The 23,534-nt window shown below is 67.6% G+C and carries 17 protein-coding genes; 7 read left to right on the top strand and 10 right to left on the bottom strand.

Annotation, left to right across the window (positions count from 1 at the left end; translation table 11 throughout):
• Window positions 1–540: 540 nt before the first annotated feature.
• From ACFVTM_RS22085 to ACFVTM_RS22070, 4 genes are all read left to right on the top strand, one after another.
• Window positions 541–828 carry an HU family DNA-binding protein gene (locus ACFVTM_RS22085; RefSeq protein WP_011776355.1) on the top strand — a complete coding sequence of 96 codons (288 nt, stop codon included), beginning with the start codon at window positions 541–543 and terminating at the stop codon, window positions 826–828.
• Between the two features lie 144 nt (window positions 829–972).
• Window positions 973–3,147 (top strand): cytochrome c oxidase assembly protein, encoded by a 2,175-nt coding sequence (locus ACFVTM_RS22080; RefSeq protein ID WP_390206294.1) that lies wholly within the window; start codon window positions 973–975, stop codon window positions 3,145–3,147.
• Window positions 3,144–5,102, top strand: coding sequence for an NHL domain-containing thioredoxin family protein (locus ACFVTM_RS22075; protein WP_390206293.1), 1,959 nt, complete (start codon window positions 3,144–3,146; stop codon window positions 5,100–5,102). The genes ACFVTM_RS22080 and ACFVTM_RS22075 overlap by 4 nt, the downstream gene beginning before the upstream one ends.
• Window positions 5,103–5,534: 432 nt before the next feature.
• A complete protein-coding gene (locus ACFVTM_RS22070) occupies window positions 5,535–5,834 on the top strand; it encodes an endonuclease domain-containing protein (protein WP_390206292.1) in 300 nt (99 codons plus the stop codon).
• On the opposite strand, the gene ACFVTM_RS22065 is transcribed toward ACFVTM_RS22070, so the two are convergent.
• Together ACFVTM_RS22065 and ACFVTM_RS22060 are read right to left on the bottom strand one after the other, a co-directional pair.
• Window positions 5,824–6,816: a hypothetical protein gene (locus tag ACFVTM_RS22065; RefSeq protein ID WP_390206290.1), complete on the bottom strand. Its 993-nt coding sequence runs from the start codon at window positions 6,814–6,816 to the stop codon at window positions 5,824–5,826. The two genes, ACFVTM_RS22070 and ACFVTM_RS22065, sit on opposite strands and share 11 nt — an antisense overlap.
• Window positions 6,817–6,948: 132 nt before the next feature.
• Window positions 6,949–8,679 (bottom strand): helicase HerA-like domain-containing protein, encoded by a 1,731-nt coding sequence (locus ACFVTM_RS22060; RefSeq protein WP_390206288.1) that lies wholly within the window; start codon window positions 8,677–8,679, stop codon window positions 6,949–6,951.
• A gap of 156 nt (window positions 8,680–8,835) precedes the next feature.
• On the opposite strand from ACFVTM_RS22060, the gene ACFVTM_RS22055 reads away from it, so the two are divergent.
• Together ACFVTM_RS22055 and ACFVTM_RS22050 are read left to right on the top strand one after the other, a co-directional pair.
• Window positions 8,836–9,636: a hypothetical protein gene (locus ACFVTM_RS22055; RefSeq protein ID WP_390206287.1), complete on the top strand. Its 801-nt coding sequence runs from the start codon at window positions 8,836–8,838 to the stop codon at window positions 9,634–9,636.
• A 219-nt stretch (window positions 9,637–9,855) separates the two neighbouring features.
• A complete protein-coding gene (locus ACFVTM_RS22050) occupies window positions 9,856–10,845 on the top strand; it encodes an LLM class flavin-dependent oxidoreductase (protein WP_390206286.1) in 990 nt (329 codons plus the stop codon).
• A 15-nt stretch (window positions 10,846–10,860) separates the two neighbouring features.
• Here ACFVTM_RS22050 and galK read toward each other — a convergent pair whose 3' ends face one another.
• From galK to ACFVTM_RS22010, 8 genes are all read right to left on the bottom strand, one after another.
• Complete coding sequence (galK, locus tag ACFVTM_RS22045; RefSeq protein ID WP_390206285.1) at window positions 10,861–12,075, bottom strand: galactokinase; 1,215 nt, start codon at window positions 12,073–12,075, stop codon at window positions 10,861–10,863.
• Window positions 12,072–13,295 (bottom strand): galactose-1-phosphate uridylyltransferase, encoded by a 1,224-nt coding sequence (gene galT / locus ACFVTM_RS22040; protein ID WP_390206283.1) that lies wholly within the window; start codon window positions 13,293–13,295, stop codon window positions 12,072–12,074. Before galT ends, galK begins: the two co-directional genes overlap by 4 nt.
• Window positions 13,296–13,297: 2 nt before the next feature.
• On the bottom strand, window positions 13,298–15,496 hold the full coding sequence (locus ACFVTM_RS22035; RefSeq protein WP_390206296.1) for an alpha-galactosidase: 2,199 nt from the start codon (window positions 15,494–15,496) through the stop codon (window positions 13,298–13,300).
• Between the two features lie 118 nt (window positions 15,497–15,614).
• Window positions 15,615–16,445, bottom strand: a complete 831-nt coding sequence (locus tag ACFVTM_RS22030) for a DeoR/GlpR family DNA-binding transcription regulator (RefSeq protein ID WP_390206282.1) — start codon at window positions 16,443–16,445, stop codon at window positions 15,615–15,617.
• Between the two features lie 9 nt (window positions 16,446–16,454).
• Complete coding sequence (locus tag ACFVTM_RS22025) at window positions 16,455–18,605, bottom strand: beta-galactosidase (RefSeq protein ID WP_390206281.1); 2,151 nt, start codon at window positions 18,603–18,605, stop codon at window positions 16,455–16,457.
• Between the two features lie 2 nt (window positions 18,606–18,607).
• Complete coding sequence (locus tag ACFVTM_RS22020) at window positions 18,608–19,573, bottom strand: carbohydrate ABC transporter permease (protein WP_390206280.1); 966 nt, start codon at window positions 19,571–19,573, stop codon at window positions 18,608–18,610.
• Window positions 19,570–20,520 (bottom strand): carbohydrate ABC transporter permease, encoded by a 951-nt coding sequence (locus ACFVTM_RS22015; protein WP_390206278.1) that lies wholly within the window; start codon window positions 20,518–20,520, stop codon window positions 19,570–19,572. Before ACFVTM_RS22015 ends, ACFVTM_RS22020 begins: the two co-directional genes overlap by 4 nt.
• Before the next feature lie 48 nt (window positions 20,521–20,568).
• The gene (locus ACFVTM_RS22010) at window positions 20,569–21,885 is read right to left on the bottom strand and encodes an ABC transporter substrate-binding protein (protein ID WP_390206277.1); all 1,317 of its coding nucleotides are present in this window, start codon (window positions 21,883–21,885) and stop codon (window positions 20,569–20,571) included.
• 225 nt (window positions 21,886–22,110) lie between these two features.
• Between ACFVTM_RS22010 and ACFVTM_RS22005 the strand changes: the two genes are divergently transcribed.
• A complete protein-coding gene (locus ACFVTM_RS22005) occupies window positions 22,111–23,436 on the top strand; it encodes a hypothetical protein (RefSeq protein ID WP_390206275.1) in 1,326 nt (441 codons plus the stop codon).
• The last annotated feature ends 98 nt before the right edge of the window (window positions 23,437–23,534 follow it).

The raw sequence follows: 23,534 nt of genomic DNA, 5'->3' as shown, positions 1-23,534 counted from the left end.
TGCACCCGGGAGGGTGTGGGAGAGTAGGTCACCGCCGGAACACCATTCAGGTCGAGGACCCCCAACCACAGGTTGGGGGTCCTCCCGCATTTAACGGACCCTTCCGCAGCGGTGGCGCCTGGTAGCGGCTGCGTCCGGACGGGACCACCCCACGCACGGCACAGCCACCGGGACCAACCACCGACGGCAGGCACCGGCACTGCCGTCGGGAACCAACCACCACCGCGCCCACCACACAACCGGCCCCGACGCCCCACCGGCCCGTCACACGGCCGCGGAAAGTCCGCCAGGCGGGAACCCTGCGGGGAACCCAACATGGACGGCGGCGGACCCCGCAGAAAGACCGCCGGCAAGGGGGCGTCCGCTCTCGGCGCAATTTCACCCGCGATCGGCACCGATTCCAGTGATTTTCCCCAAAAAACGCCGAAAACACGCGGAATTTGCCACCTCGAAGGCGCCAAGCTGGTAAGTTTTCGAACAGTGGTTTGTACGCATGCCGTGTGCAGGCTCCAAATATCGTGACCGTCCAGGAGGACATAAATGGCTAAGAACCGTAGTGAACTTGTTGCAGAGGTAGCAGGCAAGGCCGGCACCAGCCAGGCAGCAGTCAACTCCGTGCTCGACGCACTGTTCGAGGTCTTCGAGACCTCCGTCGCCGCGGGCGAGAAGATCACCATCCCGGGTTGGCTCGCAGTCGAGCGCACCGACCGTGCAGCTCGCACCGGCCGCAACCCGCAGACCGGCGAGACCATCCAGATTGCCGCTGGCCACAGCGTCAAGCTGACCGCCGGCTCCAAGCTGAAGGCTGCAGTCGCCAAGAAGAAGTAGTCTTCTTCCCAGGCTTCAGAGGAGCGGCAACCCTCGGGTTGCCGCTCCTTTTGCGTTCCCCGGCCGTTTCATGGGGGCGCATCCCTCGAGCCGGTCCGCTGGTGCCGATTCGCTGAGCAGGGCGGCGTAGCGGACAATGGAGTTGTGCCTTCCGCAGCAAATCCCACGCCCACAACCGCCGCGCCCGTCCCCTCAGGGGACGCACGCGGCCCTGGCTCAGGTCCCGGCGGGGTTGCCCGGCCGTGGCTGATCGCAGGCCTTGGCGCGTTGTTCGTGGGCCTGGTCGCGGCACTCATCTTTTCCGGCGCTGCAGCCGCCCGCGAAGTCTCGGACCCGGGCGCACTGGTCCGCTGGGGGCTGCCGGTGAGCAAAGCGGTCCACAACGTCGCCGTGGCCACCGTGATCGGCGGCCTCATCTTCGCCGTCGGCATCCTGCCGATGAACAGAAACGGCACCCGGTCCAAGGACCGGGACGCCCCGGAACACCCCGCCTTCACCCGGGCGCTGGCCGTTGCCGCGGCGGCAGGCGCCGTCTGGACCCTGTCCGCGATCTCCGTCCTGGTCCTGGGCTACTCGGACATTGCAGGGCAGGGCATATCCGGAGACCCGGAATTCACCCGCTCCCTCGTGTACTTCATGACGGACATCGAAACCGGACGCGCCTGGCTGGCTGTCGTGATCATCGCTGCCGTCGTCACCACCGCCCTCTTCGGGGTACGGTCCCGCGGCGGCCTGGCATTGACGCTGGTCCTTTCACTGATCGGGCTGGTCCCCGCCGCGTTGATCGGACACTCCTCAAGCTCCAGTGACCACGAGGGGGCCATCAACTCGCTCGGCCTGCACCTGGTGGGCGTCTCGGCCTGGGTAGGCGGGATCATCATGCTGGCAGTGCTTTCGGGCGTGCTGGGCGGCACAGGAACCGGCAGCCGCAACTCAGGGGCATCCTCCGGAACGGCGGACATCACCGAGCCAACCCTGCGCCGGTTCTCCTCCCTTGCAGGTTTCGCCTTCATCCTGGTCTTCGCCTCCGGCGTGATCAACGCCAGCATCCGCCTCACCTCCTGGGCCGACCTCTTTGGATCGGCCTACGGACAATTGGTCCTCGCCAAGACGGCGGCGGTCCTCGTGCTCGGCGGCATCGGGTTCATGCACCGCCGCTGGGTCATCCCGCAGCTGGGCAACCGTGCCATGGGACGCTCTGCCCGCCGCGTGCTGTGGCAGCTGGTGATCGTGGAGCTGCTGGTCATGGGAGCAACGTCCGGGATCGCCGTGGCACTGGGCCGCTCTGCCCCGCCGCAGCCCACCACGTTCGCGCCTGACGCGTCGCCGGCTTTCATCCTCTCCGGCTACGAGCTGCCGCCGGAACTGACGCCGGAACGATGGTTCACTGAGTGGCGGCTCGATTGGCTCTGGATCGCCGTCGCCGTCTTTGGCCTCGCAGCCTACGTCCTCGGTGTCCGGAAGGTGCTGAAACGGGGAGACTCCTGGTCCTGGTTCCGGACCATCAACTGGGTGATCGGCCTCATGGTCCTCACCTACGTGACCTCGGGCCCGCCGTCGGTCTATGGCAGGGTGTTGTTCTCGGCGCACATGGTGGACCACATGGCCCTGACCATGGTGGCCCCCATCTTCCTGGTCCTCGGAGCCCCCGTGACGCTGGCGCTCCGGGCCTTCACACCGCGGCGCGACAGCTCCCGCGGAGCGCGGGAGTGGCTGCTGATCTTCATCCACTCCAAGTTCTCGCAGCTGGTGACCCACCCGCTGTTCGCCGCCGCCAACTTTGCCGGCTCGATCGTGCTCTTCTACTACTCGGACGCGTTCGGCTACGCGATGCGGGACCACGTGGGCCACGAACTGATGAACCTGCACTTCGCCCTCACCGGCTACATCTTCGTGCTCACCATGATCGGCACCGACCCGCTGCCGCGCCGCGCACCGTACCCCATGCGGCTGCTGCTCCTGCTGGCCACCATGGGCTTCCACGCGTTCTTCGGCGTCGCCATCATGGGCGGCACCGGGCTATTGGCCGCAGACTACTTCGGCAACCTGGGACGGACATGGGGTCCCAGCGCCCTGCTGGACCAGCAGATGGGCGGTGCCGTGGCCTGGGGCATCGGCGAAGTGCCCACCTTGCTGGTGGCGATCGGCGTCGCCGTCATGTGGTCCCGCTCCGACGCGCGCGAGTCCAAACGCACCGACCGGGCGGCGGACAGGAATAACGACGCCGATCTGACTGCTTACAACGATATGTTTGCCAAGCTGGCCGAGCGCGATGCCAGGCTTGCCGAACGCAATTCAAAGCTGGAAGGACGCTCATGACCGAAACCGTACGCACCCACCTCCGGGTCCGGGCCTCCGAGCTTGTGGGCCGCAACTGGCTGAACACCGGCGGCAAGTCCTTGGACCTCGAATCCCTGCGCGGCAAGATCGTGCTGCTGGACTTCTGGACGTTCTGCTGCATCAACTGCCTGCACGTCCTGGACGAACTCCGCCCGCTCGAGCAGGAGTACTCCGATGTCCTGGTGACGGTTGGCGTGCATTCGCCCAAGTTCGAGCACGAGGCCGACCCCGTGGCGCTGGCGGCCGCCGTCGAACGTTACGAGATCCGCCACCCGGTCCTGGACGACCCTGAACTGGACACCTGGAAGGCCTACACGGCGCGGGCGTGGCCGACCCTGGTGGTCATCGACCCCGAGGGCTACATCGTGGCGCACCTCTCCGGTGAAGGCCACGCCGACGGCCTCGCCGTGCTCATCCCCGAACTCATCGCCGAACATGAGGCCAAGGGCACCCTGCACCGCGGCGACGGCCCCTACGTGGCGCCGGAGCCGACGTCGGGCACGCTGCGTTTCCCGGGCAAGGCCCTGTACCTCCCCGCCGGCCGTGGCGTCGCGACCTCTGAGGCCGGCTCATGGCTGGTCACCGACACCGGACACCACCGGCTCGTGGAACTCTCCACCGACTTTGAGACGGTTCTGGCCACGTACGGCTCCGGGGACAAGGGCCACGCCGACGGCAACGCCGCCACCGCCCGGTTCAACGAACCGCAGGGCCTGGTGCTGCTGCCCGAGGACGTCGCCGCGGACACCGGTTACGACGTCGTGATTGCCGATTCCGTGAACCACCGGCTCCGCGGGCTGTCCCTCACGGACGGAACCGTCCGGACACTTGCCGGCAACGGCGTGCAGCGGTTGCTGGAAACGGGCCCGGCGCGCGTGGACGAGGAAGGCGCCGCCTACGGTTCCCGGCTCGAGGCGGACCCGCTTACGGTGTCCCTGAGTTCCCCGTGGGACGTCGTCTGGTCCACCAAACTCAACGCCGTAGTGGTGGCGATGGCTGGAGTGCACCAGATCTTCAGTTTCGAGCCCACCTCCGGCGCCGTGAAGATCATCGCCGGCAACGGCCTAGAAGGGCTCCTGGACGGCCCGGCCGCCGAAGCCTGGTTTGCCCAGTCCTCCGGCCTGGCCGAAGACGCCGACGGCAACATCTGGGTGGCTGACTCCGAGACCTCCGCCCTGCGCAAACTCGTGATTGACGACGCCGGCAGCATCACCGTCGAGTCGGCGGTGGGCAAGGGCCTGTTCGATTTCGGCTTCCGCGACGGTCCCGCCGCTGACGCGCGGCTGCAGCACCCTCTCGGTGTGACGGTGCTCCCTGACGGCTCGGTGGCGATCGCCGACACGTACAACGGTGCAGTCCGCCGCTACGACCCCGCAACGGAAACGGTCTCCACGCTGGCGCGCGGGCTGTCCGAGCCCTCCGACGTGATTGTGGACCACACCCACGTTGCCGGGGCCGAGCCGCTGCTGGTGGTGGTCGAGGCCAACAAGCACCAGCTCGTCTACGTGCCCATCCCGAAGGAAGCCCAGCAGGTTGACGAGGGCGCCGCTCAGACCCACCGGCCCAAGAGCCCGGTGGCGCCCGGGCCGCTCGAACTGGCAGTGCGCTTCACGGCGCCCACCGGGCAGAAGCTGGACGACCGCTGGGGCGATCCCACCCAGCTGAAGATCTCGTCCACCCCGCCCGAGCTGCTGGTCTCCGGCGGCGGGACGTCCGTGGGGCTGCTCCGCACCCTGGAGCTTTCCTCCGACGTTCCCGAAGGCGTCCTGCACATCACCGCCCGCGCGGCGGCGTGCGACGGCCCCGAAGACGCCGACGGCGAGATCCCGGACCACGCGGCCTGCCACCTGTACCAGCAGGACTGGGGAATCCCCGTGCTCCTGCAGGCCGACGGCGACACCGAGCTGGTCCTGGACCTGCGCGGAATGGACTGAGGCTCCGCCGACTCTGACATAAAGGCTGCTGTCCGTGACCAAGCGTCACGGACAGCAGCCTTTTAGGTCTCTTCGGGCAGCGCGGGCGCGGAATTCCGCGGCCCGGCGTCGCCAGCGGATTCAAGAGACTGCCCTGCGTGACACGAAATTATCCACATACGGCCGCCTGCCCGGGCTAACCCGGCTCGGCGGGGCGAATCATGGGCCCATGGATGTCTCTTCGGCTTTGGCCCTCTGCGGGGGCGCGGCCCGGCGCCCGTCCCTGGCCCGGTTGGGCATCGACGACGCCGCGCTGCGACGGGCGGTGAGGGCCGGCGTCGTGCAGCCCTCCCGCGGACTGTATGCGCTTCCGACGGCGGCACCCGACTACGTCGCGCTGCTGCAGCGCAGGCAGCTGCTCACCTGTGTGAGCGCCGCGCCGTTCTACGGTGGGTGGACCGTGGTGCCGAATCCCTGCTCGAGACCCTGGCACGAACCTATTTCCGCCACGCCGGGATCCGCGTGGAAACACAGGTTCACATTGACGGCGTCGGGCATGTGGACTTGCTGCTGGAGGGCAGGCTGATCGTGGAGCTAGACGGCCGACATCACGGCGAATGGGCGCAGGTGAAGAAGGACCAGCGCCGCAACAACCGTTCCGTGGTCCGCGGCTACGCAGTGCTGCGGTCCTGCCCTGCGTTACGGCGCGGGACCAGGCGCCTCCCGGGCAGGCAGCTCCGGTTTAGTAGTTGAGCTGCGGCGTGATCTTGACGGTGTCGCCGTCGATGTCCAGGCGGGTCGTGAAGCTGAAGTCGTGGACAGCGTTGATGTCGGATACTGCGCCCGTGAACAGGTCCACCTGGCGGGCCTGGATCCGGGCCTTGCCGTCCAGCGGGGACACGACCCAGCGGCCGCCGAACGGCTCGATGCTGACGGTGGGGTAGTCCGTAATGCTCCAGTCGATGGTCCCGTCGATCACCCGGTTGTTGGTGGCGTGATAGAACGGGCAGTCGGGCTGGAGCTTCTGCTGCTTGTCGGCCTCGTCCGCGCAGGAGTCCAGGAACTCCTTGACCTTGCCGCTCACGGCGTCCTTAAGGGCCCCCGTGGCTTCGGTCAGCAGATTAAGCGAAGCCGGGTGCGCTTCCTCTCCGGCAACGGTGGCCCGGGAGGGCGGGGCGGAGAAGTACTGGCCGTTCAGAGAGGCCTCGTACTCGCCGGGGTAGAAGACCGCGAACGAGTTGCGGCCGTTGGGCATGTTCACCGGTACGCCGTTGACGGTTGCCTCGCTGGAGTTGACCACAGTGACGTCCAGGACGGGCAGCGCAGCGGGAACGAAGGACCATTTGTGGAAGAACAGCCACTCGGTGCCGGAGCGCTCCAGCAGGAACTCGGTCCGCAGCCGGCTGCCATCGATGGTGTAGTCCACGGGCACCATCACCCGGTTCGCGCCGCGCTCTTCGGCTTCGCCGAATTTGACGTCGGAGATGCGGGCGGCCGCGGTTTGCAGGGCGGTTCCATCGAGCATCGCCGGGTTGCTATCCGGCACTGACGCGCGCAGCAGGCCCAGGGCTTTTTCGCCCTCGCCTTTTTGCAGGGCGCTGAGATATTCGCGGATGGGCTGCTGGGGCCCGGCAATGGAGTCGTTCACCAGGTTGATCGACACGATGGCCCCGGCCACGGCAAGCATCAGTCCCAGCAGCCACGCTGCGGCGATTTTGACCAAGGCCTGACTCATCTGCACGATTCTTACGTTACCTGCACCCCACAGGAATCTCCGTGTCAAGGACCGCCTCTGTGACGCGGACCATGCCGGCCGCCGCCCGATTGGTGGCCAGGGACCTCCGGCGGGCCGCTGTGGCGGTCATCCCTAGCGGCGGCGGCGTTTCGAGGATGTGCCGAAGACGCCGCGGAGCAACTCCCTGCCGAGCTGCGTCCCCAATGAGCGGGCCATGCTCTGGAGGCCCCCGCCCAAGGCCCCCGCGAGGTCACCGCCGATGCCACCGCTTCTGGGCTGCGCCGGCCGGGGGGCACGCCGCTCGGGAGCCTCGCCGAAATCGGGCGGCGCCCCCGGCGCCGGAGCAGTACGGCTGCTGGGGCGGCCGAGGATTTCTTCCTCGATCCGCCGGGCTTCGGCGTCGATGGCGTTGGGGTCCAGACCGCCGCGCTGCTGCGCGGGGCCTCCATCTTGCTGCGCTGGGCCTCCCTCGTGCCGCGCGGGGCCGGCGGCCGGCCCGGTGGGGGCAGCGCCCTTCCCGGTGATCTTCTCGTACGCCGAGATGTTGTCGACGGCGGTGCCGTACTTGGGCAGGAGGGCGGAGGCGGCGACGGTGCTGGAGATCAGGGTGTCCGTGCTGGGACCCATCACGGACTCCGGGGCGCGGAGCCGGGTCAGGGCCACGGGCGTGGGCGCGCCGTTCTCGTTCAGGACCGTGATGACGGCCTCGCCGATGCCGGCAGTGGTGAGGGTCTCCTCGAGGTCGTAGTCGCTGGTGGGGAAGGTGGAGACGGTGGCTTTGAGGGCCTTGGCGTCCTCCGGGGTATAGGCGCGGAGGGCGTGCTGCACCCGGTTTGCCAGCTGGCCCAGGACGTCCGCGGGGACGTCCTTGGGGGTCTGTGTCACGAAGAAGATGCCGACGCCCTTGGACCGGATGAGCCGGACAGTGGTGGTGATGGCGTCCAGGAAGGCCTTCGACGCGCCGTTGAACAGCAGGTGTGCCTCATCGAGGAAGAACACGAGCTTGGGCTTGTCGAGGTCCCCGGCCTCCGGCAGGTCCTCGAAGAGGTCAGCGAGCAGCCACATGAGGAACGTCGAGAACAGCATGGGCTTGGTCTGCAGGGTGGGCAACTCCAGGCAGCTCACCACGCCGCGGCCGTCCGGTGCGGTGCGCAGCAGTTCGGCGGTGTCGAACTCGGGTTCGCCGAAGAACTTCTCCATGCCCTGTGCCTCGAGCGTGATCAGTTCGCGCAGGATCACGCCGGCGGTTGCCTTGGAGAGGCCGCCGAGTTCCTCGAGCGCGTCCTTGCCCTCGGCCGAGGTCAGGTACTGGATCACGGCCCGCAGGTCCTTGAGGTCGATCAGTTCGAGGTTGTTCTTGTCCGCGAAATGGAAGACCAGCTGGAGGCTGGATTCCTGGGTCTCGTTGAGGTCCATGACCCGGGAGAGCAGGATGGGGCCAAAGGACGTGATGGTGGCGCGGACGGGTATGCCCTTACCGTCGCCGCCGAGGGCCAGGAACTCCACAGGGAAAGTCTTGCCGGACCATGCCTGGCCGATCCCCTCGGTGCGGGCCAGGAGCTTCTCGCTGCCGGTGGCGGCGGTGGCCAGCCCCGAGAGATCGCCTTTGATGTCGGCCAGGAACACAGGCACGCCCGCAGTCGAGAGCTGTTCGGCCATCATGTGCAGCGTGACTGTCTTGCCGGTGCCTGTTGCGCCGGCCACGAGGCCGTGCCGGTTCATCATCGCGAGCGGCAGCCGGACGGGCGCGTCCTTGTGGAGCTCGCCGTCGACGATTGCCGCCCCGAGCTCGATCGTCGGGCCGTCCAGGGTGTAGCCCTTCTGGATCGTGGCGACTTTATCTGCAGTGGATTTGATGGCCATGCGGTTAGCTTAGCCGGGTCCTGTGTTCCCGGACCCGGCTTTAGCCGGCCTATTCGGCGGCAGTTTCGGTCGCGCCGTGCACACGGACCGCGTGCGGCACATCGACACCGTGAGGAATTACGCCACCGATTTGCGATTTTGCCTTTAGACTGTGGCATGCCCAACTCGCTCCCGCGCATCGTACTGGCCTTTGTTGTAACCCTCGGCCTTGTCCTCTTGGGTGGAGGCGCCGCCTCGGCCGCCACCGCCAGCTCCTCGGGGCCCGGCATCGACGTGTCCTGGCCTCAGTGCGGCACGACCCTGCCGAAACAGCCGGCGTTCGCGATCGTCGGCGTCAACTACGGCCTGGCCAACAACACGAACCCGTGCCTGGCCAGCCAGCTGGCCTGGGCGAAAACGGCCAAGTCCCCCGCAGCCACGGCGCAGCCCAGGGTGGCCCTGTACGTCAACACCGCCAACCCCGGCCGGCAGGGGTCCTGGTGGCCCAAGTCGAACACCTACAACGGGGTGAAGGTCACCAACCCCTACGGCAACTGCGCCCTGGGGTCGTTCAAGGCCTGCTCCTACATGTACGGGTGGGCCAAAGCATCCGACGACGCCAGGCGCCGCGGCGTCAGCAACCCGGAGTCCTACCTCTGGTGGCTGGATGTGGAAACGGAAAACACCTGGCAGGCAGACAAGGCCGCCAACGTCGCTGTCCTCGAAGGCATGACAGCCTACTTCAAGAGGATCGGCGCCCGCGTTGGCCTCTACTCGACTGCCTACCAGTGGGGGCAGATCGCCGGGACCGTGAAGTCGACCAGCCCGCTGGCAGGATTGCCGAGCTGGCTCGCCGGGGCGGGATTGGCGGCCGGCGCCAAGAAGAACTGCGCCCTCCCCGGTCTGACCCCGCGCAGCCGCGTCTCGATGACGCAGTACATCTCCGGCGGACTCGATTACAACTACTCATGCAGCTGAGCCGCTGACCCACTGATCTGCGAAAGCACGTAGCACTCAGCGCGGCCGCGGACGGCCGGGAATGGCAGGGCCGTCCGTGCGGTGCCGAACCACGTGCAGAAATATCCCGGGGGCCGCCGTCGTTGATCCCAGTGTGCCCGCGCCGGAAACCCGGTGCCGCAGGACCGTTGTCCCAAACTCCGGCCCGAACACTGCTCCGCTACGAAAGGCCGGCTTTCCGTGACTGTTCCGCTTTCCATCCTTGACCTCGCAACCATCGGCCCGGGCCAGACGGCGGCGGAGAGCTTCGCAGGCAGCGTGGCCATGGCGCAGCTCGCCGAGGACCGGGGCTACCGGCGGATCTGGTACGCCGAGCACCACAACATGTCCTCGATCGCCTCCTCCGCCACGAGCGTGCTGATCGCCCATGTCGCGGCCCACACCTCCAGCATCCGGCTCGGCGCCGGCGGCGTGATGCTGCCCAACCACTCGCCGCTGACCATCGCGGAACAGTTCGGCACCCTCGAAACCCTGCACCCGGGCAGGATCGACCTCGGGCTGGGCCGGGCGCCGGGCAGCGACCAGAACACCATGCGCGCCCTGCGCCGCGATCCGATGTCGGCCGACAGCTTCCCGCAGGACGTCCTGGAGCTCCAGGGCTACCTGACCGGCCCCACCCGCATCCAGGGCGTGGAGGCGACCCCGGGCAAGGGCACCAACGTGCCGCTGTACATCCTGGGTTCGTCCCTGTTCGGCGCCAGGCTGGCCGCCCAGCTGGGCCTGCCCTACGCCTTCGCATCCCATTTCGCGCCCAATGCGCTGCAGGACGCGGTTGCCACGTACCGCCGCGAATTCCGGCCCTCCGCACAGCTCGACGCCCCGTACGTGATCGCCGGCGTCAACGTCATCGCCGCAGACTCCGCCGCTGACGCGCAGGCCATGTTCCAGGCCACCAAGCGGGCCAGGGTCTCACTGTTCTTCGGCAATGGACGGGTATTCAGCGACGACGAGGCGGACATGATCCTGGACTCACCCCAGGGCCAGCACATGGCGCAGATGATGAAGTACTCCGCCGTGGGCACCCCGGATGCCGTCCTTGCCTACCTCGAGGAGTTCACGGAGCACGCAGATGCCGACGAGCTGATCGTGGCGCATCAGAGCACCGGCACCGAAGCCCGGCTCCGTTCCGTGGAACTTCTGGCCGACGCCGCCCGGCTCGTGCGGGCCTAGCCGGCAGCAGGCTGCCTATCGTTCCCGGCGGGCGCCCTCCGACGCGGTGACGGGGAAGATGTGCGGGGCCGTGTATCCGGCGCGGGCGAAGTCGCGGGCAATGCCCTCGGCCACTGCGCCGATGTCGTCGTTCCGGACCAGCGCGAGGGCGGCGCCGCCGAAGCCGCCGCCGGTCATGCGTGCGCCGATCGCGCCGAGCTTCTGCGCGCTGGACACGGCGAGGTCGAGCTCGGCGGTGGAGATCTCGAAGTCGTCGCGCATGGACACGTGCGATTCGTTGAGGAACGGGCCGATCGCGGCGGCGCCGGAGGTCCGCAGCGCCGCGACGGTGTCCAGCACCCGCTGGTTTTCCGTGATGATGTGGCGGACCCGGAGGTACGTCTGTCCGTCGAGCTGCGCCGCGGCCCGCGGGAGGTCGTCCGGGCCCAGTGCCCGCAGGCTGCCGACGCCCAGGCGGCGGGCGCCGTCCTCGCAGGAACGACGGCGGCTGGCGTAGCCGCCGTCGGCATGGGAGTGGCTGGTCCGGGTGTCGATCACGAGGAGGCCCACGCCGGCGCCGGCGAAGCCGAGGGCCACGCTCTCGGTCTTTAGGCTCTGGCAGTCGAGCAGGATGCCATGATCCGGCTCGCCCAGGAGCGAGGCCGACTGGTCCATGATCCCGGTGGGCGCGCCAACCACCCTGTTCTCGGCCAGCTGGCCGATCCGGGCCAGCTCCGGCCGGTCCAGCCCGAGCCCCCAGAGATCGTTCAGGGCCAGAGCCACCGCGCATTCGACGGCGGCAGAGGAGGACAGCCCGGCGCCGGCCGGGACATCCGAGGTCAGCGCCAGGTCCATGCCGGAGAGCCCGGGGGCGACGCCCGGACCGGACAATGAACCACCGCCAGAACCGGGGAAAGAACCGGTTCCGTCCGCCGCCGCCTTGGACATCGCCCAGGCGACGCCCAGGGGGTAGGCGGCCCAGCCGGTGAGGGCATCCGGGTCCACGTCATCGAGGCTCACCTCCACCGCGCCGGGGAAGGAGCTGCTTGTGACCCGCAGCAGGCGGTCTTTCCGGGCACGGGCCGCTACCGTGGTGCGCTTGTCGATGGCGATCGGAAACGCGAAGCCGTCGTTGTAATCCGTGTGCTCGCCGATCAGGTTGACCCGCCCGGGCGCCGACCACAAGCCGTCCGGCACGCCGCCGAACTGGCTGGCAAAGTACTCGCTTCCCGGTTGAAGGACCTCGTTCATGGCTGGGCGGTTTCCTGTTCTGTTGCTGGGAGTTCCGTGTCCGGGCGTTCTGTTGCCGGGCGTTCTGTTGTTGGGAGTTCGGGTTCGGGGAGATCCGTGCGGAACGGCTCGAGACCGGCTTTTTCCATCGCGTCGCGGAGCCGGGCCGCGGCCGTTTCCGGCGGGATGTCGGCGATGAACGCGCCCATCGCAGCCTCAGAACCGGCCAGATACTTGAGTTTGTCCTCCTCCCGGCGGGGCGAGGTCAGCTGCAGCATGAGCCGGATGTCGTCCCGGTGGGCATGCACGGGGGCCTGGTGCCACGCCGAAATATACGGGGTAGGGGTGTCGTAGAGGGCGTCGACGCCGCGAAGGAGCCGGCTGTACAGCCGGGAGAACTCATCACGTTCCTGCTCCGACGTGGCCGCGAGGTCCGGGACGTGCCGGTGCGGGAGGACGTGCACTTCCAGCGGCCAGCGTGCGGCAAACGGGACAAACGCCGTCCAGTGCTCGCCCTGGAGCAGCACCCGCTCGGATTTCTGCTCGAAGCTGAGGATGTCCTCGAACAGCGAGCCGCCGTAGCTTTCGATCGTGCGGACCAGCTGGGCCGTGCGTGGCGTGATGTACGGGTAGGCGTAGATCTGTCCGTGCGGGTGATGCAGGGTCACCCCGATCGCTTCCCCGCGGTTCTCGAACGGAAAAACCTGTTCGACGCCGGGCAGCGCGGACAGCGCGGCAGTCCGGTCCGCCCACGCCTCCACCACGGTGCGCATCCGGGACAACGGCAGCCCCGCCAGGGAACCGGTGTGTTCCGGGGAGAAGCACACCACTTCACACCGGCCTACAGACTGCCGGCTGCGCCCCAGCCCCACCAGGGCAAGGTCGTCCAGGCCCTCCGGTGCGGCGGCGACACCCGCCAGGTCCGGTCCGAAGGACGGGGATTTGTTTTCGAAGACCGCGACGTCGTAGGGGCTCGGAATTTCCGAAGGATTTTCCGGTGAGGCCGGGGCCAGCGGGTCAAGGTGTGAGGGCGGCAGGACCACGCGGTTCTGCCGGGCGGCCGCGATCGAAATCCACTCTCCGGTCAGGACGTCCTGGCGCATGGTGGCCGTGGGCGGACGGACCGCCGGCTCCCGGAGATCGTCGCCGCGCTCCGGGGGCAGGACGGTATCGGCATCATCGAAGTAGATGATGTCCCGGCCGTCGGAGAGCTTGTAGGAGCGTTTCGTAATCTGGCCCATGGTCAGGAGTTCCTCACGCGGTGGTCGCCGGTTGCCGCCGGATCGGCGGCCGGATCGGCGGATGTGACACGGCGTACGGCCAGGAGCAGCCCGTGTTCCGGGTTGAGGACAGGCATGGGGAGGCCGGACTCCGCCAGGAAACGTCCGGTCGCCTCGACGCCGCAGGCAAGCCATGCCGGGGGCACCACCTCCAGGAACGCCTGCTTGTCATCGGCCGCGGGGTAGACCGCTTCCACCCGGTACGCGGCCTCCGGCAGCAGCCCCGGCAGGCAGATCCGCCCGGGGACTTCGGCGAACGACGTCACCACGGACACCAGCGCGTAGAGGGCCTCGCCGCCGTCGTGGGACACGACGCCATGAAGCCGGAGGGACGGATCGGGCTCGTCGGCGCGGACCATCCGCCCGGTATGCAGCAGCGGACGGTACTGCTTGAACAGCGCGATCACCCCGGCAAGCTCGGTGCGTTCGGAATCGGTGAGGTGCCGGACATCCCATTCGAGGCCGAAGTGGCCGAACATCGCCGTGATCGCCCGGAACGAGAGATCGTGCGTCCGTGCGGTGGTGTGGCTCTTGGTGGGGCCGATGTGCGATCCGACGAGCTCCGGCGGCACCACCATGCCGGTCCAGCGCTGGATCGTCTGCCGCTCCAGGGCATCGTTGCAGTCCGAGCCCCAGACCCGGTCGGTGCGTTCCAGGATTCCCAGATCCACCCGGCCGCCGCCGGAGGAGCAGCTTTCAATCTCGACGTCCGGGTGGGCCAGGCGGAGCTCGTCGAGAAGCCGGTAGACGGCCTGCGTCTGGGCATGCACGGACGGGCGGCCGTCGTGCCCCATCTCGGTCAGGTCCCGGTTCTGGTCCCATTTGAGGTAGCTGATCCGGTTTTCGCTCAACAGGGCATCGAGCCTGTCGAAGATGTACTGCCAGGCCTCCTGGTTGACGAGGTCAAGGACCTGCTGGTGCCGCCACCGTTCCGGCAACCGGGGTGCCGGTCCGGCGATCCAGTCCGGGTGGGCGCGGGCCAGGTCCGAGTCTTCGTTGATCATTTCGGGTTCTACCCAGAGGCCGAATTCCATGCCGTGGCCGGTGACCGCGTCGATCAGCGGCGTGAGGCCTCCGGGCCACAGGTCCTCGTCGACGTACCAGTCGCCCAGGCCCGCCCGGTCGTTGCGCCGGCCGCGGAACCAGCCGTCGTCCAGGACGTAGCGTTCCACGCCCAGCCGGGCGGCAGCGGCGGCGAGATCGAGCAGCACCGGCATCCGGTGGTCGAAATACACCGCCTCCCAGACGTTGAGCACCACGGGACGGGCCTTGCCGGACCGCACGCCGGGGTGGTGCGGGCGGCTGCGGAACCAGGAGTAGAACGCGTCGCTGATGCCATCCAGCCCCGCAGCCGAGTACGCCGCGAACAACCACGGGGTCTCGTAGCTGGCGTTCGCCGCCAGGGTGATCTCGCCGGCGCCGAGCAGTTCCGAGGCGCCCATCACGGTCCGTCCGTCCGCGGCGGCGTCAACGAAGCTCTCGTGGTTCCCGCTCCAGCCCAGGTGCACGGCCCAGACCTGCCCGTGGCGGTTGCCGAATCCGGGGGTGCCGGCTGCCAGCAGCAGCGAGGCGTCATGGCCGGTCCGGCCGTGCCGGCCCGAACGGACCCACGTGCCTTGGCGCAGCGGCAGGCGCTGGGGGTGGGACTCCCGGCACCAGCGGCCGGTCAGGTCCAGGATCTCCGTGGCGCCGCGGCCCACCGGCAGCACGGCCGCGAGTTCGTCCAGGCTGTACCGCTCAGCGCCGTCGTTCTCGAGCCGGTGCCTGAGCTGGAGCAGGCCGCCGTCGTTGATCCTGATCTCCGTGCGGACGGTGACACCGGCGCCGGGGTCGGCCTGGGTGATGACGGCAGAGCACTGTTCCGCCTCGGAACCCTCCCCGCGGGAACGCTCCACATCAACAACGCGCAGGCAGGCCGAGAACGCCCGGCCGTTCCGGTGGCCGCGGAGGCCGGGCCGCCCGCGCCAGCCGGAGGACGCCTGCGGGATCAGCCCCAGCGTGACCGGGACGTCGAGGGCCGAGCGCGGCACGACGTCGCCCAGCAGTGAAAGGTCCGGCAGGACCGGGCCGAGGTCGGCGCCGAAGTGCAGCATGGCGGCCTCGCCGGAGCTGAAATCAATGAGCAGGGATGTTCCGGAGCGGCGCAGATACAACGGTTCCAGGTCCGAGGACTTCAGGGCCGGGACACCCAGGGAGCGGGTCTCGGCGGCAAGGGTGAGGTCCGGGTTGTTCACGGTAGCTCCAGGCGTAGTGGTTGGGGGTGGGCGGGGGCCGTGCGGGTCAGCCTGCGGTGGCAGCAGGGCTGGCGGCGGCGGGATCAACGGCGCTGCGCTGGTCGACGCCGGTGCTGGCCAGGCGGAGCCGCCCGACGCGCTCGCCGAGGATGCGCCGGGCCTCACTGCCGAGGTGGTCGTCGCTGATGAGTTCGTCAGCGTCCTCCAGGCTGGCGATCGTGCTGATGCCCAGGGTGCCCCACTTCGTGTGGTCGGCCAGCACCACAACGCGGCGGGCCGCGGTGACGAAAGCCCGGTCCGTTTCGGCTTCGAGCACGTTCGGGGTGGTGAACCCAGCGTCTGCGTCAACACCGTGGACGCCCAGGAACAGCACGTCCAGGTGGAGCTGCCTGAGCGAGGAGGTGGCCAGCGGCCCCACGAGGGCATCGGAGGGTGTGCGCTCGCCGCCGGTCAGGATCACGGTGGACGCCGACGAGCTCTGATGGAAGACATCCGCGATCCGCACCGAGTTGGTGACCACCGTGATCCGCGGCCCTGCGGACAGCAGCTGCGCGAGTGCCCACGTGGTGGTGCCGGCGCTGAGCCCCACGGCCATGCCCTCCCGCACCTGGGCGGCCGCCTCCTGCGCAATCGCCATCTTCTCGTCCTTGAGCTGGGTCACCTTCAGCTCGAAGCCGGGCTCGTGGGTGCCGGCCCCGCCGGGAAGCTTGGCCCCGCCGTGGATTTTCTCCACGGAGCCTGCAGCGTCGAGGGACTCGATGTCCCGCCGCACGGTCATCAGCGAGACGCCGAGCATCTTGGCGAGGTCCGCGACACGGACGATCCGTTCACGCTGGACCTCCGCGAGGATGGCGGTATGGCGGGCTGCGGCTAGCATGTGGAGTCCTTACAGGCTGGAGTGGTTTGGAAGGCTGGACTGGTTTGGAAGGCTGGACTGGTTTGAGTGGCTGGCGGACGTGCCGACAAGTTGGGCGGCACGTGAACGGACGACGGCGACACCTCCGGCCGGGAGGCCCAGGCCGCCGTCGAGCTCGGCGCCGGTGAGCAGGTCGACGCCGTCCAGCGGCAGGCGGACGTCGTGGGCACCGTGGTTGATGCAGAACGTCCAGTCGGTCCCGTCCTTGCTGCGCCGGGCCACTTCGACATAGTCCGGCAGATCCGGGACGAGCGGCTGCACGCCGGCGTCGGCGCAGATGAGGGTGAGCAGTTCGCCCAGGCCCTCCGGTGCGAGCGTCGTGGCGACGTAGTAGCCACGGCCGCTTCCGGCGCGGTTGCGGGTCACGGCAGGGGAACCGGCGGCCGGTCCCTCGACCACGGCCGCGAGGACCTCGGCGGTGGTGGCCCGGCCCAGCTCGTTCCAGTGCGTGCCCGAGCCGAAGCCGCCGAGCCGGACGCTTTCGCCTGCTCGCAGCGGAAAGAACTCTTCCATCCGGACGCCGAGCAGGGTGCTGAACGCGCCGGGGTAGCCGCCAAGCCTGATGTGGTCATTTTCGTCCACGATACCGGAGAAGTAAGTCACCACGAGGTGGCCGCCGGAGCGCACGTACGCCTCCAGATTCGCGGCGCCGGCATCGCTGATGAGGTACTGCATCGGCGCGACGACGAGCCGGTAGCCGGAGAGGTCCTCGGTGCTCTGGCGGAAGTCGGTGGGGATCCCGGCGCGGTAGAACGCATCATGCCAGCGCCGGGTTTCCGCGATGTTCGAGGCGTCCACGCTCGGGTGCGAGTCCAGTTCCGAGGCCCAGCGGGCGTCGGTGTCGTGGAGGATGGCGACATCCACCCGGCCGGACGCACCTGTAACCACCGAGCCGCTGACTTCGGCAAGGCTGCGCAGCGCCTGGCCCAGCTGGACCACTTCGCGCCACACCTTGGTGTCCGTGCCGGCGTGCGGCAGCAGCCCGGAGTGGAACTTCTCGGCGCCGGCGCGGGAGGCCCGCCACTGGAAGAAGAGCGCGCCGTCGGCGCCGCGGGCAACGTGCTGCAGGGAATTGCGCAGCATCTCGCCGGGCGCCTTGGCGATGTTGCGGGGCTGCCAGTTCACGGCGGAGGTGGAGTGCTCCATGAGCAGCCACGGCTTGCCCTTGGCCCAGCCGCGGGTGAGGTCCGCGGTCGCAGCCAGTTCCTGGAAGTTTCGTGCGTCCTCGGCAATGAGGTAGTGGTCGTTGGAGACCACGTCCATCTCCTCGGACCAGCGCCAGTAGTCCACAGGCTGGTGCAGGCCCATGTTGAAGCCCATGAAGTTGGTGGTCACGGGGTGCCCCGAGTGCGAGCGGATGATCGCGGCCTCGGCCTTGTAGCACTCGAGCAGCTCGTCGGAGGAATAGCGGGCGAAGTCCAGCTGCTGGGTCGGGTTGACCCAGGTCCCGGAGGTCCGCGGCGGCAGGATCTCATCCCAGGCCGTGTAGCGCTGGGACCAGAAGGCGGTGCCCCACGCGGCATTGAGCGCATCAAGGCTGCCGTACCGGCGTTCGAGCCAGGCGCGGAAGCCGGCGGCGGCGCCGTCGGAGAAGTCCGGCTGGTTGTGGCAGCCGTACTCGTTGTGGACATGCCACATCACGACGGCGGGATGGTCTTTGTACCGGACGGCGATCTGCTCGGTCAGAGCCGCGGCCGCCAGGCGGTATTCGGGGCTGGAGGCGGCGAAAGCCTGCCGCGAACCGTAACTGTGCCGGACGCCGTCGGCCGTCACCGGCAGCGACTGGGGGTACTTGTGGCTGAACCAGGGCGGCGGGGAGGCCGTGGCGTTGGCCAGGTCCACCCGGATGCCGTTGGCATGCAGCAGGTCCAGGACGCGGTCCAGCCAGCCGAACTCGTAGACGCCCTCGGACGGTTCCAGCAGGGACCAACTGAAGATGCCCACGCTGACCAGGTTGACGCCGGCCTCGCGCATCAGCCGGACGTCCTCATCCCAGGTCTCCTCGGGCCACTGCTCCGGGTTGTAGTCGCCGCCGAAGGCCAGCATCGGGGAACCCTCAGAACCCAGGCGGGCGGTGATGTAGTCCATCGCTAAGTGATTGCTCTCGTTGTTGTTGTCCACGTTTATCCTTTGCTGGAGCCGAGGGTCAGGCCCGCCACGAAATGGCGCTGCAGGAGCAGGTAGATGACCAGGGCCGGAATGGCCGTAATCATGGCACCGGCGGCGATCAGGTTGTAGTTGGAGAGGAACTGGCCCTGGAGGTTGTTGATGGCGGTGGTCACCGGGAGGCGGTCGCCGCTTTGGATGAACAGCAGGGGCCAGAAGAAGTCGTTGTAAATGAAGATCACTTCGAGGGTTGCCATCGCGGCCAGGGCAGGGCGGCACAGCGGCAGGATGATGTCCCAGTACTGGCGCCAGACGCCGGCGCCGTCCACCAGGGCCGCCTCGGTCAGCTCGGGGGAGAGGGCCTTCATGTAGTTGGAGAGCACGAAGGTCACGAAGCCGATCTGGAAGGCGGTGTCCACGGCGATCACGCTGATGTAGGTGTTGAGCAGGTTCCCGGAGTCGCTGACGGCGTACGGTAGCTCGAAGTGCTTGAACATTTCAAAGAGCGGGGCCGCGAGCACCTGCGGGGGCAGCAGGTTGCCGGCGGTGAACATGATCAGCAGGGTGATGTTGAACTTCCAGCTCACCCGGCTGACGGCGAACGCCATCATGGAGGCGAAGAAGAGGATCAGGAGTACGGACGGGACTGTGATGAGCACGGAGTTCCAGAACAGCTGGGCGAAGCCGCCCTGCGTCCAGGCCTGGGTGAAGTTGTCGAAGTTGAAGGCGCCGCCGGTGCTGAAGTAGCCGTATTTGTCCGTGTCCGCCTTGGGCCGGAGGGCTGTGAAGATGGCCCAGCCCAAGGGCACCAGCCAGATCGCGGCCATGACGATCAGGAAGGCGTGGGTGCCGTAGTGCCGCTTGCCCTGCTTGTTGGCGGGCTGGCCGGGTCGGGGCCCGGTGCTGCCGGCGCCGGAACTGCGGCGCCCGGCGTCGGCCGGGGTGCCTGCGGCGGCGGCATCGGTTGGATGGGCGATGCTCATGCCTCTTTGTCCTTTCCGAACGCGCGGGAGAGGTAGAAGGTGATGGGGATCAGCGAGATGACGAGCAGGATGACAGCCAGTGCCGAGCCGATGCCGATCACCTGCCCCTCGCCCACAAGGTTCTGGATGACCAGGGCGCTGATGAGTTCCAGGCCGTTGGTGCCGCGGTTGATCACGTAGACGATGTCGAACGCCCGGAGCGATTCGATGACGGTGATGACGATGACGATGACGTTGACCGGCCGCATGGCCGGGAAGATTACCCGGAAGAAGGTCTGGACCTCGTTGGCGCCGTCAATCTGGGCCGCTTCGCGCAGGGTGGGGTCCACTCCCTTGAGTCCGGCCAAGTACAGGATCATGACGTAACCGGCGTGCCGCCAGGTGGCGGCGAAGAGGGCCGCCCAGATGTTGACGCTGGAATCCCCGAACCAGTCGACGGCCTGGGGCGTGCCCGCCGTGCCGAGGAGGAAGTTCAGGAGGCCGCTGTCACGGTTGTAGAACAGTTGCCAGATGATCCCGATCAGGGCCAGGGAGAGCATCACCGGGGCAAAGAAGATGCTCTGGTAGATCCTGGTGCCACGGATGTTCTTGTCCAGGAGTACCGCCAGCAGCAGCCCCAGCGGAGTGGCGACCAGCGCCAGGAACGCCAGCCACAGCACGTTGTGCTGCATGGCGGGCCAGAACGGCGGGTAGTCCTGGGCGATGAACTGGTAGTTCTCGACGCCGGCGGGTTTGATGTCGGTCAGCTCCAGCCCGTTCCAGCGGGTGAAGGACAGCCCGACCGACATGAGCGTGGGGATCCAGACCAGGACGAGCTGGATCAGCGTGGGGACGCCCACCATCAGGCCGAGCACCACTTTGTCACGGCGGGACAGCCGCCGAACCCGCCGCGCGGGGGCGGGAACTGCTTGGCGCCCCCGCGCCCGCGGATTGGTAGAGACACTCATGGAGATTCCTTGCCTTGGGAAATACAGGGGGTAATGCGGGACACGCCGTTACTGCGCGGCGTACAGGGACTTGGCCTGGGCTTCCAGGTTCTTCACATCCACGTTGCCGTCCTTGATGAAGGACTGCAGGGCCGGGATCATCACGTTGTTGGCCATGGCGGGCAGGGCGTCGCGGTCGAAGAACTGGCTGATGTTCTTGGCGCCGCTGATGGCCTCGGCCAGTTTCTTGTTGAGCGGAGTGAACTTGGAGGTATCCGCTCCCTTGGCGGTGGCGATGTTGGACGAGTCAACGGAGGCGTACACGTCCTGCCCCTCCGGGGTGCCGACGTAGGCCAGGAAGTCCCTGGCGGCCTGGTTCTGGCCGCCCTTCTTGGAGAGCAGGAGGCCGTCGATCGGTGCCTCGATGGCGTCCTGTCCTTCCACCGCGACCTCGGGGAACGGGAAGAAATCGATGTCGTCGGCGATTGCCTTGTCCGTGTACTGCTGGGTCAGGAAGGACCCGAGCAGGTACATGCCGGACTTCTTGTCCGCGAGCGACTTCGCCGAGTCCTGCCAGGTCATGCCGAGGGCGTTCGGGTTCTGGAACGGCAGCAGGGCTTTCCAGGTGTCGAAGACATCGCTGACCTTCTTCTGGTCCCAGCTTTCCCGGTGCGCGGTGAGGTCCATGTGGAACTGGTAGCCGTTCAGGCGCATGTTCAGGTAGTCAAAGGTGCCCATGGCCGGCCAGCCGTCCTTGTCCGCGAACTCAATCGGGATCAGACCGTCGGCCTTCATCTTGGTGGCGAGGGCCTTCAGTTCATCGAACGTCGTGGGGACGGTGTAGCCCTTTTCCGTCCAGAGGCTCTTCCGGTAAAAGAAGCCCCAGGGGTAGTTGTAGTTCGGGATCAGGTACATCTTGCCGTCCGCGCCGGTCGAGGCCTTTTTCAGGGCCTCCGAGTAGTTCCCACCGACCTTTTCCCAGACATCGTCGATCGGGGCCAACAGTCCCTTGCCGGCGTAGTACTGCATGCGGTAGCCGGCGAACCACGTGAACGAATCGTCCGGGCTGCCCTGGAGGTAGGTGTTGATCTTGTTCTGGAAGTCATTGTGCGCCACCACGTTGGTGGTGATCTTGATGCCGGACTTCTTTTCGAAGGCGTCGGTCACCGCCTTGTAGGCGGCCTTGGGGACCTCGTCCGAGGATCCGGAGCCGAAGGTGGCCGTGTTGGCGCCGCTGCTGGCAGGGGCGCTGCCGCCCGTGCAGGCTGTGAGCAGGGGGATGCCGGCCATCGCGACTGCTCCGGCGCCGAATGTCTTCAGCAGCGTCCTCCGGTCCCACCCGCCTTGGCTGGAGGCCCGGAGCAGTGCGTCTTCATGCATGGTCATAATTTCTCCTTTGAAATAACGCGGGTGGCGTGAAGCAGCTCACATAATTAGCAATCATAATCGCACAATAAAGAACGTCAAGTAGCAAAAAAGAACATTGCGGGCTGTCCGTTGACTTAGTGCCGACCCGCTCTTAGCCTTAAGCCCCTCAGGGTGCCGATGTGGTCCGCCGGCCGGCGGTGGTGCCCGGATCCGCGGATACACGGCGAAAACCCAGGTGCACCCATGAAGATCAAGGCCACAGCCGCCGCCACGCTGCTCATCCTGCTGTTCCTGGGGGGAATGCTCGGCGGCGTTACCGTGCCGGCGTCGGCCGAGGGGGCAACCTACTATGTAGGGGCGGACGGCAACGACGCCAACGACGGGACCTCGCCCCAGGCCGCCTGGGAAACCCTCGACAAGGTCAACGCGACCATACTGCGGCCCGGGGACTCGGTTAGCTTTCGCCGCGGGGACGTCTTCTCCGGGGGCCTCGTGGTCGGCAACAGCGGCGCCGGCCGGCTCAAGATCACCCTGAATGCCTACGGAAGCGGCGATCCGCCCGCCATTACGGGAGGACTGGCGGGCACCTGCGTCAGGCTCGACGGCGACTACATCACCGTGGACGGCCTGCGGGCCGAATCGTGCGGCTACGCCGGCTTCAGCGTCTACGGCGACCACGGATCCGTGCGGAACTCCGCCGCGAGGAACAATGCCGCGGGGATCAAGGTGAGCGAGGGCTCCGACTTCGGCACCTATGCCAACAACACCCTCGCGGATAACAACATCATGAACGTCAACACCCCGGGGGCGCGGTGCGGCACCGCGACGGCCGTGAAGTGCACCGATGATTCGGGCGCCTTCGGCTTCCTGATCAACGGCAGCGACAACGAGTTCTCCGGCAACACCATCACCGGCTCCACCGCGTTGTCCTACGACTTCGGCCACGACGGCAGCGCGTTCGAGATCTTCAACGGCAACCGGAACAGGATCCACCACAACGTGTCAGTGGACAACAACGTCTTCTCCGAGCTGGGGCGTGGACGCGGGGGCACCGCCGACGGCAACACCTACAGCTACAACCTGGTCCGGGCCACCTGCGGCCCCAACTGTTCCCAGGCCATGGGGCTGATCGCGCGCGGCAGGACGTCCTCCTTCGGCCCGACCAACGGCACGACGTTCGAATACAACACCGTCTGGCTGGACGGGCCGGACTCCCAGGCCGTCGTCTGCCACGCCTCGTGCCCGGCCTCGACCGTCATCAGGGGGAACATCCTCGTGGCAGTCCGTAACGCCCTGTGGATGGACAGCACCGGCTGGACCGAGGAGCAGAATGTCCTCAACGGCCCCACCAACATCGTTCCCAGCGCCACCTCCACGACCGATCCGGCCGAGTTTGTGAATGCCCCCGGCGATCTCCACCTTTCCAGCGCTAGCCCGGCCATCGACCGTGCCGGGGACAGCCCGTTTCCGATGGACCTGGACGGCAGGCCGGCCAACCAGAAGGGCGACTGTCAGGGCGGCGGCGCGGCCGACGCGGGAACCTACGAGTACAGGCCGCCCGGCTGCTGAAGCGGCGCGGCCAGCGCGGTGCGCCGGCCAATCCTTGACAAACCACAACTGAACCGGTTTAGTAGTTGACATCACTTAACCGGTTCAGTGCAGGAAGC

It is taken from the genome of Arthrobacter sp. NPDC058130, from assembly GCF_042884475.1.
Taxonomy (GTDB): Bacteria; Actinomycetota; Actinomycetes; order Actinomycetales; family Micrococcaceae; genus Arthrobacter.
The sequence above is the reverse complement of the archived record's forward strand: the minus strand, read 5'-3'. Positions and strand labels throughout refer to the sequence as shown.

Excerpts from the sequence above, each read along its gene's own strand:
- ACFVTM_RS22075 (WP_390206293.1), top strand. The coding sequence starts at position 3,144 with ATGACCGAAACCGTACGCACCCACCTCCGGGTCCGGGCCTCCGAGCTT.
- ACFVTM_RS22060 (WP_390206288.1), bottom strand. The coding sequence starts at position 8,679 with ATGGCCATCAAATCCACTGCAGATAAAGTCGCCACGATCCAGAAGGGC.
- ACFVTM_RS22010 (WP_390206277.1), bottom strand. The coding sequence starts at position 21,885 with ATGACCATGCATGAAGACGCACTGCTCCGGGCCTCCAGCCAAGGCGGG.
- ACFVTM_RS22020 (WP_390206280.1), bottom strand. The coding sequence starts at position 19,573 with ATGAGCATCGCCCATCCAACCGATGCCGCCGCCGCAGGCACCCCGGCC.
- ACFVTM_RS22085 (WP_011776355.1), top strand. The coding sequence starts at position 541 with ATGGCTAAGAACCGTAGTGAACTTGTTGCAGAGGTAGCAGGCAAGGCC.
- ACFVTM_RS22015 (WP_390206278.1), bottom strand. The coding sequence starts at position 20,520 with ATGAGTGTCTCTACCAATCCGCGGGCGCGGGGGCGCCAAGCAGTTCCC.
- galK (WP_390206285.1), bottom strand. The coding sequence starts at position 12,075 with ATGAACGAGGTCCTTCAACCGGGAAGCGAGTACTTTGCCAGCCAGTTC.
- ACFVTM_RS22030 (WP_390206282.1), bottom strand. The coding sequence starts at position 16,445 with ATGCTAGCCGCAGCCCGCCATACCGCCATCCTCGCGGAGGTCCAGCGT.
- ACFVTM_RS22055 (WP_390206287.1), top strand. The coding sequence starts at position 8,836 with ATGCCCAACTCGCTCCCGCGCATCGTACTGGCCTTTGTTGTAACCCTC.
- ACFVTM_RS22065 (WP_390206290.1), bottom strand. The coding sequence starts at position 6,816 with ATGAGTCAGGCCTTGGTCAAAATCGCCGCAGCGTGGCTGCTGGGACTG.
- galT (WP_390206283.1), bottom strand. The coding sequence starts at position 13,295 with ATGGGCCAGATTACGAAACGCTCCTACAAGCTCTCCGACGGCCGGGAC.
- ACFVTM_RS22005 (WP_390206275.1), top strand. The coding sequence starts at position 22,111 with ATGAAGATCAAGGCCACAGCCGCCGCCACGCTGCTCATCCTGCTGTTC.